Below are 16,623 nucleotides of genomic sequence, written 5' to 3'. Positions count from 1 at the left end.
GCAAACTATGGATGGAGCAGTTAATGACCGTTGATACAAAGGCTCTGGCCGCGGTTCTGGCGGAGAAAGCCGGTGCGCGTTTGGAAATGTGGCTGGCCATTTGCTCTCGGTGTGGCATGTGTGCCGAGGGGTGCCACTATTACGCCTCCAACCCCAAACCGGAGCATGTTCCTGCCTATCGGATCAAGCCCTTGCTCGATCTCTACCGCAAACGCGGCCGGGTGGACGGCGAGATGCTCGAGGTGTTGCGCGACGTCTGTTACGGTACGTGCACCATGTGCCAGCGCTGCACGATGTACTGTCCCCACGGCATCGGCATAGCTTCCCTGGTCCACGCGGCCCGCGGCGTTGCCGTCAGCATGGGGATGATTCCTCCCGGTCTGGCCAAAGGCATGCAGAATGCCCTGGAGTTCGGGAACAATCTCGCGGTGACCGAGGATGACTTCCTGGAAACCGTGGAATGGCAGCTGGAAGAGTTGCAGGAGGAAATGCCCGCGGCCGTGGCTCCCCTGAACAAGGTGGGTGCGCGGTATCTGCTGACCTTTCATCCCCGGGACATCAAGTTCTACCCCCAAAACCTTTACAACTATTTAAAGCTGTACAATGCTGCCGGCGTGGATTTCACCATCTCGCCCCAGTCCTGGGATTCCACGAATCTTGGATTATTTGCGGGAGATGTGGCTGCCGCCTCCCGGTTGGCGAACAACGTGGTGGAGGTGGCTGAAAAACTCAAGGTCAAGGCGGTGATCACCGCGGAGTGAGGCCACTCCATGAAGGCCCTCGGGTTCGAGGCGCCACTCTGGCTGGGCAAGCAGTTTTCCTTCGAAGCCACGCCGCCGATCAAGGTCTGGGCGGATTGCCTGCGTTCCGGCGCACTGAAACTTATTCCCGGGTTTCATCAGGAACCGGCAACCTTCCAGGATTCATGCAACTTCATCCGCAATGCCGGGATGTACAAGCAATCCCGTGAGCTGATGTCCCGGGTGGCGGCGGATTTCCGGGAAATGCACCCCCACGGAAACGCGACCTATTGCTGCGGTAACGGCGGCGGACAGGGGTTGATGCCGGAATACAAGCAGGCCAAGATTGCCGCTCTCAAGGCCAAGGCCGAGAGCATCCGGGCTACGGGGGCGAAAATGATCGTGGTGGCCTGCCACAATTGCGAGGATGGAATCCAGGAAACATGCAAGGCGTATGAGCTGGATGCGAAAGTTGAATTGTTTAGCGCGTATTTGGCTGAAGCCGTCGATCTGGGTGCTGTGTGACGAATTCTATCTGAATTGTTGCCGGACATTCATGGAAAAGCCCGACAAGCACTGCTTGTCGGGCTTTTTTACGGTAAATCTTTATCCGGCCATTGGATTGAGAAAATCCGGACCGCGGGGTTGAACGTATCTACGATGGTTTCTCCATGAGTTGGTAAATAATGTCGCCCAGGAACTTGATTTCCATGCCCAACTCATATTTGTGAACGGTATCGTCCAGCCCCCCGTGACAGTTATGGCACGGAGCAATAATGGTCTTGACGCCCGTGGCCCGGAGTTGCTCCGCCTTGGCCTTGCAGGCCTGGACCCGGGCGTTCTTGAAGGGAGGTCCGCAGTTGATCACGCCGCCTCCCGCGGCGCAACAGAGGTTGTGTTCCCGGTTGGAGGCCGTCTCGATAATCTCTCCATCTACAAGAATGTGGACCACCTCGCGAAGCTTGTCCCCAAGGCCGCGTCCGCGGACCATGTTGCACGGATCCTGGACCGTGACCGGCCCAGGATACTTGGAGGTCAGCTTGATTTTTCCCTCGGTCAGCAATTCCCAGAAGAACTCGATGGCATGCACCACAGGAACGGGAAACTGCTTCCAGCCGACCCATCTGTTGCCGACATCATACACTGATCGAAAAGCGTGACCGCATTCGCCCATGACGATTCTCTTGACCTTGAGCTTCTGGGCTGATTCGAAATGCTTGCGTTTCAGGCGCCCCATCATTTCAAAGTCGCCGGTGAACATGCACATGTCCGAGTTGTCCCAGCCGGGTTCGGCTGGCATGGTCCAGTCCACCTTGGCCGTGTGCAGGATGGCCGCGGCCTGGTAGATGAGCTGGGTCCGGAACTTGGGCTCCGGCGCGATGACGGAGTAGTAGACGTCGGCTCCTTCCTTATCTAGGGGAATTCTCAAGTCCGGGAATTCATCCCGTGCTTCCTCTTCCTGCCACTGCAACGTGTCCGTCCACTCGTCGTCCTTGACCCACATCTGGTTGAACGTGGCGGAATGGCTGTGCGCCGTGTCCTGGATGTATTGAGGAGTGACTCCCAGCCTGTGGCAGATGCGGCGCATGGTGATCATCATGTATGCCGTATCGATGCCGACAGGGCAGAAATGGATGCACCTGCGGCAAAGGTTGCATTCGGTGTAGGCGATCTGGGCCATGTTGTAGATTTGGCTGGGCGTGACGCGCCCGTTGCTGGCCAGCAACGTGCCGATGGTTTGCTTGACCTTGGCCGCGGGGGCATAGGTCGGGTCTTTGTCGTGTGAAAGATAGAAATGACAGGCTTCCGTGCACATTCCACATCGCAGGCATATTTCATCATACAGTTTCAAGCGAGCCCCGTTTTCCCCTTTCAAAACCGCCTGCACCGTCTTTTGAATCTTTTCTTCGGTCAAACGTGAGACGCCTTCCCGAAGCCCCACGTCCTCGATAAGTCTTTCCTGAATTCCCATGGAAATTCCTCCTTTTTGTCCTACCAGTCCTTGGCGCGACGGATTTTTCCAAATTCGGAACCAATGTAGCTTCGGGTGAATACCGCAAAGAGCATGTGGCTGAGGCGGGTGAAGGGAATCGCCGCAATCACGAGGCACCCCACCACAACGTGGGCGATGAGCATGATTTGATAATTGAAGAGCTGGTAGTAAGCCAACAGCCCGGTAACAAAGGGCAGCGCCACCAGGGCCAAAATCAGCCAATCTTGGGACGTTGTCAGAAAACGGACGTCTCTAAGATAGAAACGACGGACCGCAAAGAATATGCAGGCGGCAATGATCGCCATGGTCATGTAGTTGGCCGTGTTGTCGGATATGGTCCACCAGCTGAAACCCCAGGAATCTGAAAAGAGAATGACATGTGCGGAAAGCAGAATCGGCGTCAGCAGTAGCAGGACGTGGAATATGAATGTGACCACGGTCAACGCTGGGTTGGCTTTCCAGCCGAGACTGTTAAAGGGGATCAACCAGTTGATGATGGAACGGAAAGAGAATTTCCAGTCCATGTAGGCCAGGGACACGGCATCCTTTTTCTTGGCCAGGGCATACATGCTGGCGAGGCGGTAAATTGAGCCGACGACGAAGATGATGAATGCGATCCAGACCAGTGGTCCAGTCACGAAATTGTAGATGTCGTACATGGTATCCCCCCCTTGGCTAGAAGTCCGTGACATCGGCGACGATGCGCAGGTATGCGCCTTTGTCCAGGGCCCGGATGAGCAGCTTGGAGCCGTCAGGGCTGAAGATCGGGTCCCAGACGCGGTCGAAGTCGCGTTTGAACGACTTGCCGTCGAGAAGCACTTTATGTCTTCCCTTGTGCTCCACTTTGGCCGCGACATGGCCGGCGTCGGCACTGAAAACCGGCTTCCAGGCCATGTCGTAGGCGCCATCCCAGGGGGTCCCGTCCACCACGACACGCCAGTTCACGTTATGCTCACTGGCCAGGGCGGCGGCTCGTTTGCCGTCCGCGGAAACTGCCAGTTCCGTGACCACGGGATAGACCGATGACCAAGGCTTGCCGTTCAGGGCTACCGTGAAGTTGCCGAAGGAAGGGGCGACAATGGCGCCCAGTGTCTTTCCGTCGGCACTAAACTGTTGGTGCCAGCACTGGGTAAAAACAGGCTCCCAGATGACTTTGCCATCCTGGGCCATGCCCCAGGAACCGGCAATGCGTACTGGAGCGGCAATTGTCCCGGTAACCGGATTGAAACAGGGTTCCCATACGCAGCCAAACGCTTCGGGCCAGGTTTCTCCGTCCACAATGATTGTGTATTCATAAAGGTTGAGCCGCGTTTGAGCAGCGACCCGCTTTCCTTGCGGATCAAAAACCGGGCTCCAGATATTCATGAAGCTCTTCTCCCAGGGTTGGCCATTGACGGCCACGGTATACACACCGCGTCTGAAAGCTGCCAGATCCGCGGCAGCCATGGCTTCCGTCTGGATCACAGCAGTGGTGCTTTGCCCGTTGTTGCTGATGGCGAACTCATTGGCATTGTCGAACAGGTTCGGCCATGGTTCTCCATCAACACACATGCCATATTTGCCATCCATCTGAACAGCAGCGGCGATGACCGAGCCATCCGCGGAAAAGATCGGATGCCAGATGTAAGCGTAGAATTCCGGCCATGTCTCTCCGTCCACGGCCAGAGTCCATTCACCATCTTGCTGGATGATCGCCACAAGCCGGCCATCTGGAGAAAAACCGGGCTTCCACATCTTTTCAAAAGTAGCTTCCCATGGTTGACCATTGACGCACATGGTGAATGAGTCGTCTTCCAAGCGGACGATGGTGCAAAATTTCTCGCCATCCGGCGAGACATACGGTTCCTCCTGCCATTGGTGCTGGGCATTGCATGCTGCCGATTTCAGCACAACCTGTTCACCGGCCAGCCAGTCCCAGGACGCTGCGTTTTCGTGCATATCCAAGCTCCTCTTTGTTCTCGGTTGAAAACGGAATTCAAGAAGAATGAAAAATCTGTCTCATGAACCATACGTTGGGGAAAACCGGCACCTTAACGTCTGGCGTGGCATTCTCCACACATGATGTAACCCGTCGATAGGCCACGTCTCTGGTACTCCTGATGACAGCCGATGCATTGCTCATGAAATGCATCCATCAGCCCCATGGCGTGTTCGTCTCCATTTACCGTGTGGCAATCAGAACAGTAATTCTTCCCGGAGTACATGTCCCAGACGTTCTCGCCATCAACATAATCATGATGACAATCCGTGCATTCAAGGAACTCATAGTGCAACAGATGGTTGAACTCGACTCCGGGACGCTGACGTGGTTCAAACGCCTTGCTTTGGATAAGAAAACGATCTTCTTGTGCAACAAGCGTACCGGCAAGCAAGACGATCATTGCAAGGCAACAGACAAATAGAACTCTGTTTCGCATGCACTCCTCCGTTGTTAGAGATTGATTCCATGAGTTAATGCTGTCGTCATGGACGAGGTCCACTTCTCCTGTACGTCTTCCGTTTCGGTTGTTGCCTGACATCAATTGCCGCAATTCTACGAAACCTTCCCATGAGCATCCGTGCTACAAAGAGTTGTTTCGCTCAAACTTTCCGGCGATGGGAAAGGTAATGGTAAAACATGCGCCTTCACCCTGGGTGGAGGTCGCTGTGATCGTCCCATGATAATCCTGAATGATCCCGTAGGAGATGGAGAGGCCCAGTCCTGTTCCCTTGCCAACGTCCTTGGTGGTGAAGAACGGCTCGAAAACCTTTTCACTCAGTTCCGGCGGAATGCCCGTGCCGGTGTCGCAGATATTGATCTTCACGTTTTCACCATTTGAACAGGTAAGCAGGGTTATCTTTTTCTCACCGAGTGGAGGATGCCCCTGCACCCAGCGTTCTTCAATCGCATCCCTGGCGTTGATCAGCATGTTGATAAACACCTGCTCGAGGCGGTTGGGATCGGCCATGATGATCGGAAGATCTTCCTCCAGATTCAATTCGACCTTGATGTTGCGGACCTTAAGCTGCTGGCTGAAGAACTCCAGCCCCCGCCGCAGCACGTCGTTGATTTGCACGGGCATGGTTTTCGGTTCGGACTTGCGACCAAAATCACGCATGTGCGTAATGATCTTGCCCGCCCTGTCCACGTGCGTACTGATGCTCTGGGCCACTTCTTCCAGCATGGGAAAATCCAGGATCTCTCCTTTGTTGATCTTCCGTGTCAGGTAGCCGCTGATGGACTTGAGGATCGCCAGAGGTTGATTCAGTTCATGGGCCACGCCCGTGGCCATTTCCCCAAGCGTCGTCATTTTGCTGGAATGGATGAATTGCTGTTCGGATTCAAGTTTCTTGGTCACGTCGGTGCAGGAGACGATGAGGACCTTCTGGTCTTCGAATTCCGAATGGGAGATGTGCATGGCCACGTAAATGATCGAACCGTTCTTGATAATCTGGGAGCTTTGGTTGATTTCCTGGGCGAGACGGATCTTTTGCTCCCATAAATCGTGCTCTTCCTCACGAAAGAGGACCAGGAACGATTTTCCAAGCAGTTCTTCGGGCTTGTAACCATATTTTTTTTGTACGGCATCATTGCAGTTCATGATGGTCAGGGATTCGTAGTCCAGAACGAACAGTCCGCTGGGAATGGACTCGAAAATCGAATGATAACGCAGTTCTGATGCAGCGAGTTTGAATTCAAGCTCCTTGCGCGCCGTAATGTCGAGCATCATCTCCATTGCCGCAACGATGTTGCCTTCAGCATCTTTTATTGGAGCCGTATACACAATCCAGTAGATGGTTTTTCCGTCTCTGGACAAACCGACTTCTTCACTGACATGAGGAGTGCCATGCAAAAATGTCAATTCCACAGGGCAAACAGGACATTTTTCCGTTAAACCCTTGTTTATCTCATAACAATGCCTGCCCTTGAAGCTGCCGAAATGGTCCCCGTACTTCTTGTTATGGCGGACCACCATATAGTTTTTGTCCACAACGCTCAGCAGACAGGGGACGTTTTGAAAAAGATTGCGGTATTCCTCGCGTTGCGCGACCAGCAAGGCTTCCTTTTCAGCTACTTTGCGGCACATGTCGTTGTATGACCCGGCCAGCACGCCGATTTCGTCTGCCTGGCGGACGGAGATGTCCGAATAGTTCCCGCCGGCACTGATGTCCTTGGTTGCCTGGATCAGGCGACGAATGGGCTTGAAGATCAGAATATGGTAGTTCAGAAAGAGAACAAGAAAGGTGGCCAGAAAAACAAGCAGTGAAATCTGCATGTTTGCTTGCTGGAACTCCCGCAGGACCGTTCCCTTGACTTCCGTGGTCACTTCCATGTCCAGGATACCGAGCAACTGCTCCGTCTCCGAATGAGCATGACAGGTTTGCCCGCTACAGCCGACCTTGTTGGGAATTGGCGTTACTGTACCTATGATGATGGTGTCATTGGCCTGAAGAACCCGACTGCGTTCCTCCTGGCTTAAGATTGCCGGAGGTGGATTTTGATCATGACATTTTCGGCAGGACTCAGAGGAGTTGGCCACGAATGTGCCGACTTCCTCGGCATTACTGGAGTAGGCAATCCTGCCCCTCTTGTCCAAAAGCCGGATGGCCTCGATGTTCTTGTGTGGGCTGAAGGCGATGATCTGCTTGATGTCTTCCTCGAAGTCATGGAGCGTTGCGCAATCGAGGCCGAGCAGGACGGTATCGGAAAGGGTAATGATGTCTGATTTGATGCTGCGCAGGATGAAATCGCGCAGATAAACCACATTGAACGCGGCCCAGAGTCCAGCACAGATAAAGAAAGTTACCCCTCCGGAGAGGAGCATCTTGAATGTCAAGTTCTGGACCATGTTCTTAATTTTCATGGACTTCCCTTGAGAACTACGTGAAAGTGGACTGAATTGGTAGTATTTTGGTCTGGGCTATTTGCAATAGCAGCGTTATGAGTAAAAGGACTTCCTCAGATTGAGGGATAATGCCATGTTTTGCCCACAAGATTACCTCTGCGCTCTTGGTATGCTGGAGGGAGTGAGAGGTTGTTACATGGATAAATTGCTTCAGGTTTTTTATTAGACATCTTTTCTTGTTCTTTTTATAACATAGTCGCCCAATCTTGAAAACTATGCAAGGGGAATGGCGACAAAAATTTCTTTGCCAAATGACCTTATTGAGCATCGAAATAACTTCTTTCTAGGGAGAGGTATGGATTTTTGATCAAACGTATTTCAACTAAGAGTGGAATTTCAGGTTGCTCTGCCATGCACATTGAGCCTTCAAGATGATAAATGGAATCATTAAGCGATTGGGGAAGAGAAAGACATCGCGTATTTCCGGCTGCATGCAAACACAGCAGCGCGGGATGTCCAAGAGCGAGCGGCGGCATGGTTCGGAAAGACTCAACAGGAGGGATGATTAGTCTTCAATGCGGTAACTGCTGAATTGCTTCGGGCAGGCTTTCATGAAGAGCGATAACGCGTCGGCTTTCGCCGGTATGACCTCAACCGAGTTGCCTTCTGGAAAATCATCACACTTGCACCCCCGCGGCCGTGAGAGCAGTCATGCCGCCTTCAACGCAGACCACGTCGTTAAAGTTTGCGTTGTTCAAGGTAACAAGTGCCTCGTAGGCTCGGGCACCGGTGTTGCAAATAAGCACGAGTCGATGGTTTTCGGGTATATCCTTTAATCTTTCGGCAAGCTCGCCTTGCGGAATATTGTGCCAGAATTCCGGGTGAGCGTGTGCGTATTTCTCGGCTTCGAGCGTTTCACGGCAGTCGAGGAAGAACAGGTCGTTGTGCTCTCGCTCTTTCCACATGGCCGCGAAATCGTCCGCGTGGATGCCGCGGTAGCGGTTCGCAAGGATATTGTCGGCCACGTTGCCGAGCACGTTCAAAATATCCAAGGCAGCGGAAAATGGCGGTGAATATGCCATTTCCAGGCTGCTCAGCATACGGGCATTCGGAGCCGAGGGTAGCAGCGCCGCCACCACATTTACCTTGCCAACCAGGGCGTCGCCCATGTCGGCCAGTCCTTGCAGGCCGAGCATCCGACCTGTATCGCGTTCAATAACCAGTTCCAGGCTCATGAGCCCTTTTTCCGGGAAGAAATGCGCACGGTCGAGTTGGCTCACATGCACGGACAGGGCGTTAAAACCCGCATTCTTGGCGCCTTGAAGCGTCAGGCCCGTGCCCGCGGCGGCGAGGTCGAAGAGCTTGACACACCAGGATCCTGTCACTCCAGAAAATTTGGATCTTCCGCCTGCCAGATTGTCACCGATGATCCGGCCTTGCCGGTTGGCCAGGGATCCCATGGGCAGATAAACCGGCATGTCGGTAAGCAGGTGGCGCAGATCTACGCAGTCGCCTCCGGCGAAAATATGTGGATCTGAAGTCCGCAGATATTCGTCAACCTGTACGGCCCCGCGTTCGGAAACCTCGAGGCCTGCCTGACGAGCCAATGCGCTGTTGGGCCGAACTCCCACGGCAACGATGACCAGATCAGCGGGCAACGTCGTCGTTTCCATGGCCACGCGAGCCACATGCGTTTGGTCATCGCTTTCAAAGGCCTTGGCCTGTTCTCCCAACAGAAATGTGATTCCTTTTTGCTCCATGCGCCGCTGTGCCATCCGCGCCAGATTGTTCCCGATGACGCCGGGCAGGATCTGGTCGCGGTACTCGATTACCGTGGTCGGAACATCCCACAAATCCGCCAGAGCCACGGCCATCTCCATGCCGATGAAACCCGCGCCGATGACCACGGCTCGCTTCACCTTGCCGCCGGCGATGCGTGATCGAATCTGCCGGGCGGATTCCGGATCCTGAATGGTATGCACACCCTGCAAGGCTGTTCCCGGAACACGCAACTGGAACGGGGTGCTGCCCGTGGCAAGCACCAGCTGATCGTAAGCCAGAATTTCCTCATTTCCGGTCGGCAGGTGGCGCAGGTTTACGGTCCGGTTTTTGCGGTCGATGGCCAAAGCCTCGGTTTCGATCCGCACGTCCACTCCCTTGGTCTTGCGGAAAAACTCGGTATCACGAAGCATATGGAAGGCGGTGCTCTGCAGCTCCCGTTCTTCGTTCACTTCACCGGAAACATAATAGGGAATGCCGCAGCCGCTGTAGGCGATGAGTTTTCCCCGATCCACAAGGGTTACACGGCTGTCCGGCTCCAGACGCTTGAAACGTGCCGCGGCCTTTGAGCCAAGGGCCACGGCTCCGATGATGACGATGTGCTGCGGCATCTATTTGTTTCCTCGTGGTGTTCGTGCTGAAACATCTGGGTTGATGGTCGCGACAGCGGGGCCGACAAGCATGACCGGACAGCGTGCCCGGTTGATCACGGCTGCCGCGACGGCTCCGTTTTGTTCTTCTGGGTTTGCGTTATAGCAATGCGTTGCCATGATTAATAAATCTACATCGTGTTCGCGCATGTATTTCAGGATCTCCAGAGCAGGCTCCCCTTCACGGGCAGCGGTCAGGCAGGCTACGGGCAGATTCCGGCAAAGATACGTCAACTGTTTCTTTGCCTTTTCAATTTTGCAGTTCAGGGCTGTCCTGTCCGAAACGGACTCATCCGCGGCCAGGACATGGAATGCGCGCAACTCCGCATTCTCCTGAGCGGAAATCTGTTCCGCCACTTTGAAAATGCCGGTTGTTCCCGGAGTGAGATCACTGGCTATCAGGATGCGCTGGAACGCGCCGGATAAGGTGTCGGGTTTCGCAGCGGCGGGAATTGCCATAACCGGACATGGAGCTGTCCGGGCGGTCAGTTCCGCGGTATCGGCAGCGCCCATTGTTGTCAGCTCCCGCCGGCATTTGTCGGCCCCGCTTTGCTCTCCAACCACCAGAAGGTCCGGTTCCAGAAGACGGCATGTCTTGAGGATCTCCACATCAAGGAATCCCGCGCTGAGCATGACATCCGCCGTGAGCCCCGATGGCATCATCGCCCGGCACATGTCCTCAATTTCCACACGACGCGCGGAGATTTCCTCCGCGTTGGAAAGCTGCAACACGCAACCCCCCTCATGGCCGAGGGGGGTGCTGACATGCAGGACCGTGAACCCCGCGTTGTTCCTGACAGCCATGGAGGATGCCGCCTGAAAAGCGGCTTTCCCGTCGCCCCTGTCGGACAGGGCAAGAAGGATCAATTTGAACATATTCTCCTCCTTGGCATGCTGTTCTGCGCCGCGGACACGGAAACGGTTCCAATGATCCCGGACCGAGGATGTTTCATTTGCCGGAGCGATGTATCCATGTTGCGGCTTGGCTTTCCCGGATGGGGTTCACGTTCAAGATCCTTGATTGAAAATGGCTCACTGGCCCTGGCGGTTTCGGTTCTTTTGGCACCGTGGTCCATTTCCATTTTCCCCGGTTCGCCGGCACTGGCCGCGCCGCTTTTGTTTGCCTCTGTTTCCGTCTTTGTCCTGAACTACTGGACCTGTACCGTCTTGATTCGGCATGGCTGAGCCTCCTTGAATGTTCGATCAGATCGTAAAATATTTCTGAAAGGGTCGGGCGGATTCCCATATTCATGAAATAATTTGTTTTTTATGCTTTCTTGAATTCAAGGAATGGGATTCGGTTCATGTTTGCCCTGTTTTTGGACTGTGCTTGGCTTGTCAATAAGCATTTTGCGTGCCGAAAATTTTATTCATTATATATAGAGGGTTGACATCTATGGCGATGGGTGTACAAGCGACTTGGGCTAATTATGAGCCCGAATGGCTTCTTAGGGCGTATTTTTAGCAGTTTGCATCTCCCCCACCTGGGGCCGAATTTTATGAATGGGGCATTTATGAGTTTTCCGAAAGATATTTCCTGTGAACATATCATGGACAGCCTGGCCGACGGCGTATTTACGGTGGACCTGGATTGGAACATCACGTTCTTCAATCGTGCGGCCAGCGCCATCACCGGGGTGCTCAAGGACGAGGCTTTGGGGCGCAAGTGCTGGGAGGTTTTTCGTTCCAGCATCTGCGACGGGGCCTGCGTTCTCAGGACCTCACTGGAAGCCGGAGAAAATCGAGGCAACCGCTCTTTGCATTTTGTTCGTGCCGACGGAACCAAAGTTCCCATCAGCATCAGTGCGGCGCCCTTGCGCGACCGGCGGGGAAAAATCGTGGGGGGGGTGGAAACGTTTCGTGATCTTTCGGCATTGCGCCTGATTCAGAAAAAACTCGACGGACTGTACAGGATCGAAGACATTCTCAGCAAGAGTCCAGAGTTCCAGCGGATTCTCGGTATTCTCCCGCAGATCGCGGCCAGTGGCTCTGCGGTTCTTATCCTTGGCGAGTCGGGTACCGGAAAGGAGCTTGTGGCCCGTGCGATTCACAATTTGAGCGGACGCAGCACCAAGCCCTTCGTTGCCGTGAACTGCGGCGCCTTGCCGGAAAATCTGCTGGAGAGCGAACTTTTCGGTCACAAGGCCGGGGCGTTCACTGATGCCAAAAAGGACAAGCCCGGACGCTTCCAAATGGCCGACGGCGGCACCTTGTTCCTTGATGAGATCGGCGACATGCCGCTGGCTTTGCAGGTCAAAATCCTGCGCGTTCTGCAGGAGAAAGTGGTTGAACCTTTGGGGTCGGTTCGCGGCGTTGCGGTAAACGTCCGGGTCATTGCCGCCACAAACCGCAATCTGGAGGAGATGGTCTCCAGGCAAACCTTTCGCAGCGATCTTTATTATCGACTTAACGTGGTCCGCCTGGTTCTGCCTCCATTACGCCGCAGGCCTGAGGACATTCTGCTTCTGGCCCAGCATTTCATCAAGCGACAAAATGTCCTGAGCGGCAAGGACATCCAGGGACTTGCCCCGGAGGTGCTTCAGTTTTTGATGCGGCATGCGTTTCCCGGCAACGTCCGGGAATTGGAGAACATCATCGAATATGCCTTTATCCTCTGCCCCGGCGGGTTCATTATGCAGGAGCATTTGCCCGAGGGATTGTGCCCTTTCGAGGCACCCAGCCCTTCGCCGACCTTTCGAGGGACCATGGACGAGATCAAACGTCAGGCTGCTGCTGCTGCCCTGGCCCGCAACAACGGACGCGTCATGGCCGCCTGCCGTGAATTGATGGTTTCCAAGGATACCCTGCGTCGACTGCTGAACGCCTCGCAGGCCGCATAGAAAGATAAATCCCGCAAGATGAACTCCTCTGCAATATGACCGCGCCTAAGCAGCTTATCTTCGGCACAACGTTCACCTCTTTATGATCCTGATAGATCAGCACCGCGTACTTCTTCCCTACTCCCACATCTCCATATGCCGGTAAGCCGACCTTCCACAACGGCCTGCTCCTGGTGACGTCCATCGGTGCACGAACTGGGCTTGTTTTGCGCCCGACTTCTGATTTGCTCTGCTGTGAAATTTTTTAACATGTCGTAACTATAGAATTAAATTGTTTGGCATGTTTTCTGCCATTCATTGAATGTGACCCAGCAGGTCTCGTTGAGCCATCTTTCGAAGGAAATCCCATGCGTCTATGCCTGGCATGTTACGGAGATCGTGTGGCGACATTGTTGGAAACCGCCACAAAGTTGTGCTTCTACCCCGCGACCAAAGTCAGGGTTGATCAATCCAGGCCAGGAGAGGAATCGGACGTGCAGGTGGGGGAAAAGCTTGTCATCGTCTTGCCGACACCCGTGCGCGAGGTCGGCCTGATCGGTTTCATTGACATGCTGGCGATGTGGGGGACGGATGTGTTGCTCTGCGGCGGACTCACCTGCGGCGACCTGGAAACGCTCCGCAAAAAGGGGATCCGGGTGGAACCCTGGATTGGAGGAGCCGTGGACGAAGTGCTCAACGCATGGTTTTCCGGCCGCATCCAGTCGGTGAAGATGCCCGGATGCGCTGGATGCCGCGGCAAACAGAAGAGATACGGATCAGAATACAACCATAAAGAAGGTGCTGAAATGAAGAGTGAAGTTGTTGCCGTGACCAGTGAAGGCCCTCTCCTGGAAGATATGGTTGATCCTCGTTTCGGGCGGGCTGCCGGGTTTGTGATAATGGACCTGACCAAGAATGAAGCCAGGTACATTGACAACGGCGGCTCTCAGACCCTGGCCCAGGGGGCGGGCATTCAGGCCGCTGAAAACGTGGCTCAAGCCGGTGCGGATCTGGTGATAAGCGGTTTTGTCGGGCCGAAGGCCTTCCAAGCTCTTTCCGCCGCGGGAATTCGGATAATCCAGAATGTTGAGGGGGTAACCGTGGCCCAGGCCCTGGACAAGTATCGGCGAGGAGAATTGAAGGTGGCCGACGCTCCCAATTCCAGAGGCCACGGAAACACGGGAGGAAAGCGGCAAGGGGCTGGAGGAGCACGGTGATTTACGCCATTGCCAGCGGCAAGGGCGGCACGGGGAAAACCACGGTAACCGCTTCCTTGGCCGAAATCTGGGATCACCCGCTTACAGTGGTAGATCTGGACGTGGAAGAGCCGAACCTGCATCTTTTTCTGAATCCAGTGATCACCGGCGAGAGTAAGGGCCTGCTGGAAGTTCCAGAGTTGGATCCAGCCCTGTGCACTCTTTGCGGGGAATGCGCGGCATTTTGCCAGTACAAGGCGCTCTCCGTAATTGGCAAGAAACTGCTGGTGTTTCCGGAGATGTGTCACGGCTGCGGCGGCTGTCTGGCGCTTTGTCCTGAAGGGGCGCTCAGACCCGGCGGCCGGGAACTGGGGACAATTCTGGAGGGGCGAGCTGGAAACGCCCGTTTTTTAATGGGCCGCCTGCGGGTGGGAGAGGCCATGAGTCCTCCCTTGATGCGGCAGGTGAAGCAGCGACTCATGTCGGAAGGGGATGCAGGAGATGTCTTGATTGATGCTCCTCCCGGCGTGAGCTGTCCGGCGGTGAACGCGGTCATGGACGCGGACTGCATCGTCCTGGTCACCGAACCGACTCCCTTTGGGCTGCATGACTTCAAGCTGGCCGTGGAGGCGTTCACGCCGCTGGGCAAACAGCTTGGGGCCGTGATCAACAGGGCGGGCATCGGGGATGGACAGGTGAAAAGATATTGCCTGGATCACGGCCTGCCTGTTTGGGCTGAGATTCCCTATTCTCGTGCTGCTGCCCAGGCCTATTCCCAAGGCAAAGTGATCAGCCGGGAGATTCCGGAACTGCGCAAGATTTTTATCGAGCTTGCGGAGAAACTGTTTGCGGCAATTTCTGGTTTAAGGAAGGCCGGTCATGCGTGAGATTGTCGTTATCAGCGGCAAGGGCGGCACGGGCAAAACCAGCATCACCGCGGCATTTGCCCACGTGGCGGACAACGTGATGCTTTGCGACCTGGACGTGGACGCCCCGGATCTGCATCTGCTCCTGGCTCCCCGGCTTGAGGAGGAACATGCGTTTCGTTCCGGGTACGAGGCATACATTGATCCTTTGCTGTGCACGGGGTGCGGTCTGTGTGCGAGTCTGTGTCAGTTTGACGCCGTGCGGAAAGGGGGCACGGAGGATTTTCAGATCGACCCCCTGCGCTGCGAAGGCTGCAAGGTCTGCGTGCATTTCTGTCCTGCCAAGGCCGTGGCATTCACTGAAAGATACTGCGGGCAGTGGTATGTGTCCTCCATGCGTTTTGGTCCCATGGTCCATGCACGGCTTTTTCCCGGACAGGAAAACTCCGGACGCCTTGTCGCCATCTTGAAGAAGGAGGCCCGCCAGCGGGCCGAGTCCCAGGGAATCCCTCTGGTGTTGTGCGACGGCGCACCCGGCATCGGCTGTCCGGTCATCAGTTCGCTCTCCGGGGCAGGATTGGCGGTCATCGTCACCGAACCCACACCTTCAGGAAGACACGACTTGGCGCGGGTGGCTGAATTGTGCACCCATTTTCGTATTCCCGCCTCGGTGATCATCAATAAGTATGACCTGAACACGTCGAACAGCAGGGAGATCGAGCAGTATTGCCGCCACAACGGCCATGAACTGCTCGGGATGCTGCCTTATGACGAGGTGGTGACCCAGGCCATGCTGCAGGGCCAGTGCGTCACGGAAATGCCCGAAGCCGCTTTTGCAAAAAGCATCCGGGATATTTGGCAAAGGATTGTTTCATTGCCCAGTGGTGGGCGCGGTCATCTCCAACACCATTAATACCAGAGGAAACGCATCCATGGACACACTGATCATCGCCATCCCATCCGAGAACCCCGGCGGCCTTGACGCCGCCATCGGCCAGCATTTCGGCCACTGTGATCTCTACACCATCGTTGTGGTGAAGGGTCGAGAAATTCAGTCGGTAGGCATTTTGCCCAATGTTCCCCATCAGCAGGGCGGGTGCATGGCGCCGGTGAACCATCTGGCCAGCAACGGGGTCAAGGTGCTTATTGCCGGTGGGATGGGGTTGCGTCCGCTCATGGGATTTCAGCAGGTGGGCGTCCGGGTGGTGTATGGTTCTGGCGCTCCATCCGTAGGTCATGCGGTTGAAGCCTTCCTGATGGGGACGCTGCCCGCTTTCAGTACTGAAAACACCTGCGGGGGAACCGCGCAGGTCTGATCATGTGTTCGGGAGGGGAACGTGCAAATACTCATAGCGACAACCAGATCGGCGGATTTTTACGACTTTGCCGAGGCGTTGAACCGCGATCTCAAGGATGCGGATCTGCTGTTCACCAACAGTTGGGCCAACGCACTGGCTGCGGTCAAGATGAGCGCACCGGCATTCATCATTCTGGACGAGGGGCTGCCGGAGGGCGCTCCCTTGGAATTGACCCGCGAATTGCTGAAAATCAATGCCATGATCAACACGATCGTCGTATCATCACTTGACGAGGAGAATTTTCATCGTGCCGGCGAAGGTCTGGGCATCCTGGCTTCGGTACCCTTGAATCCCACTGCCCAGGACGGCACGAACCTGGCTCGCCTGATGCTTCGCCTGACGCGAAACGGCAAGACAAGCCGGACCACTTCATGCCATGCAGTAAAAATGTGATAA

Annotated in this window: 14 protein-coding genes; 7 read left to right on the top strand and 7 right to left on the bottom strand. The window is 55.1% G+C overall.

The window, feature by feature from the left end; translation table 11 throughout:
• Positions 1–23: 23 nt before the first annotated feature.
• Complete coding sequence (locus BLP93_RS17590; protein WP_333473916.1) at positions 24–1,265, top strand: (Fe-S)-binding protein; 1,242 nt, start codon at positions 24–26, stop codon at positions 1,263–1,265.
• A 130-nt stretch (positions 1,266–1,395) separates the two neighbouring features.
• On the opposite strand, the gene tmcB is transcribed toward BLP93_RS17590, so the two are convergent.
• The 7 genes from tmcB to BLP93_RS09100 all read right to left on the bottom strand — a co-directional run bounded on the left by tmcB (position 1,396) and on the right by BLP93_RS09100 (position 10,864).
• Positions 1,396–2,712, bottom strand: coding sequence for an electron transfer complex ferredoxin TmcB (gene tmcB / locus BLP93_RS09135; protein ID WP_092120316.1), 1,317 nt, complete (start codon positions 2,710–2,712; stop codon positions 1,396–1,398).
• A 20-nt stretch (positions 2,713–2,732) separates the two neighbouring features.
• Positions 2,733–3,392 carry a TmcC family electron transfer complex membrane anchor subunit gene (gene tmcC / locus BLP93_RS09130; protein WP_092120313.1) on the bottom strand — a complete coding sequence of 220 codons (660 nt, stop codon included), beginning with the start codon at positions 3,390–3,392 and terminating at the stop codon, positions 2,733–2,735.
• 16 nt (positions 3,393–3,408) lie between these two features.
• Positions 3,409–4,671, bottom strand: coding sequence for an electron transfer complex subunit TmcD (tmcD, locus tag BLP93_RS09125; RefSeq protein WP_092120310.1), 1,263 nt, complete (start codon positions 4,669–4,671; stop codon positions 3,409–3,411).
• A 92-nt stretch (positions 4,672–4,763) separates the two neighbouring features.
• Positions 4,764–5,150, bottom strand: coding sequence for a cytochrome c3 family protein (locus BLP93_RS09120; RefSeq protein WP_161946263.1), 387 nt, complete (start codon positions 5,148–5,150; stop codon positions 4,764–4,766).
• A 144-nt stretch (positions 5,151–5,294) separates the two neighbouring features.
• A complete protein-coding gene (locus BLP93_RS09115) occupies positions 5,295–7,577 on the bottom strand; it encodes a PAS domain S-box protein (RefSeq protein ID WP_244148700.1) in 2,283 nt (760 codons plus the stop codon).
• Between the two features lie 659 nt (positions 7,578–8,236).
• Positions 8,237–9,949 carry an FAD-dependent oxidoreductase gene (locus BLP93_RS09105; protein ID WP_092120301.1) on the bottom strand — a complete coding sequence of 571 codons (1,713 nt, stop codon included), beginning with the start codon at positions 9,947–9,949 and terminating at the stop codon, positions 8,237–8,239.
• Positions 9,950–10,864: a universal stress protein gene (locus BLP93_RS09100; RefSeq protein ID WP_092120298.1), complete on the bottom strand. Its 915-nt coding sequence runs from the start codon at positions 10,862–10,864 to the stop codon at positions 9,950–9,952. It lies immediately after the preceding gene.
• 638 nt (positions 10,865–11,502) lie between these two features.
• On the opposite strand from BLP93_RS09100, the gene BLP93_RS09090 reads away from it, so the two are divergent.
• From BLP93_RS09090 to BLP93_RS09065, 6 genes are all read left to right on the top strand, one after another.
• Positions 11,503–12,828, top strand: a complete 1,326-nt coding sequence (locus tag BLP93_RS09090; protein ID WP_092120292.1) for a sigma-54 interaction domain-containing protein — start codon at positions 11,503–11,505, stop codon at positions 12,826–12,828.
• Positions 12,829–13,208: 380 nt separating this feature from the next.
• Positions 13,209–14,024 (top strand): NifB/NifX family molybdenum-iron cluster-binding protein, encoded by an 816-nt coding sequence (locus tag BLP93_RS17385; RefSeq protein ID WP_244148699.1) that lies wholly within the window; start codon positions 13,209–13,211, stop codon positions 14,022–14,024.
• Entirely contained in the window at positions 14,021–14,890 is an 870-nt protein-coding gene (locus BLP93_RS09080) for a nucleotide-binding protein (RefSeq protein ID WP_092120289.1), read from the top strand. The genes BLP93_RS17385 and BLP93_RS09080 overlap by 4 nt, the downstream gene beginning before the upstream one ends.
• Entirely contained in the window at positions 14,883–15,782 is a 900-nt protein-coding gene (locus tag BLP93_RS09075) for an ATP-binding protein (RefSeq protein WP_092120287.1), read from the top strand. The genes BLP93_RS09080 and BLP93_RS09075 overlap by 8 nt, the downstream gene beginning before the upstream one ends.
• Before the next feature lie 19 nt (positions 15,783–15,801).
• On the top strand, positions 15,802–16,185 hold the full coding sequence (locus BLP93_RS09070; protein ID WP_092120284.1) for a NifB/NifX family molybdenum-iron cluster-binding protein: 384 nt from the start codon (positions 15,802–15,804) through the stop codon (positions 16,183–16,185).
• A gap of 21 nt (positions 16,186–16,206) precedes the next feature.
• Positions 16,207–16,620 carry a response regulator gene (locus tag BLP93_RS09065; protein WP_092120281.1) on the top strand — a complete coding sequence of 138 codons (414 nt, stop codon included), beginning with the start codon at positions 16,207–16,209 and terminating at the stop codon, positions 16,618–16,620.
• The last annotated feature ends 3 nt before the right edge of the window (positions 16,621–16,623 follow it).

It is taken from the genome of Desulfonatronum thiosulfatophilum, assembly GCF_900104215.1.
Taxonomy (GTDB): domain Bacteria; phylum Desulfobacterota; class Desulfovibrionia; order Desulfovibrionales; family Desulfonatronaceae; genus Desulfonatronum; species Desulfonatronum thiosulfatophilum.
This window is presented reverse-complemented; position numbering and strand designations above follow the sequence as displayed.

Excerpts from the sequence above, each read along its gene's own strand:
- tmcB (WP_092120316.1), bottom strand. The coding sequence starts at position 2,712 with ATGGGAATTCAGGAAAGACTTATCGAGGACGTGGGGCTTCGGGAAGGC.
- tmcC (WP_092120313.1), bottom strand. The coding sequence starts at position 3,392 with ATGTACGACATCTACAATTTCGTGACTGGACCACTGGTCTGGATCGCA.
- tmcD (WP_092120310.1), bottom strand. The coding sequence starts at position 4,671 with ATGCACGAAAACGCAGCGTCCTGGGACTGGCTGGCCGGTGAACAGGTT.
- BLP93_RS09120 (WP_161946263.1), bottom strand. The coding sequence starts at position 5,150 with ATGCGAAACAGAGTTCTATTTGTCTGTTGCCTTGCAATGATCGTCTTG.
- BLP93_RS09115 (WP_244148700.1), bottom strand. The coding sequence starts at position 7,577 with ATGAAAATTAAGAACATGGTCCAGAACTTGACATTCAAGATGCTCCTC.
- BLP93_RS09105 (WP_092120301.1), bottom strand. The coding sequence starts at position 9,949 with ATGCCGCAGCACATCGTCATCATCGGAGCCGTGGCCCTTGGCTCAAAG.
- BLP93_RS09100 (WP_092120298.1), bottom strand. The coding sequence starts at position 10,864 with ATGTTCAAATTGATCCTTCTTGCCCTGTCCGACAGGGGCGACGGGAAA.
- BLP93_RS09090 (WP_092120292.1), top strand. The coding sequence starts at position 11,503 with ATGAGTTTTCCGAAAGATATTTCCTGTGAACATATCATGGACAGCCTG.
- BLP93_RS09075 (WP_092120287.1), top strand. The coding sequence starts at position 14,883 with ATGCGTGAGATTGTCGTTATCAGCGGCAAGGGCGGCACGGGCAAAACC.
- BLP93_RS09070 (WP_092120284.1), top strand. The coding sequence starts at position 15,802 with ATGGACACACTGATCATCGCCATCCCATCCGAGAACCCCGGCGGCCTT.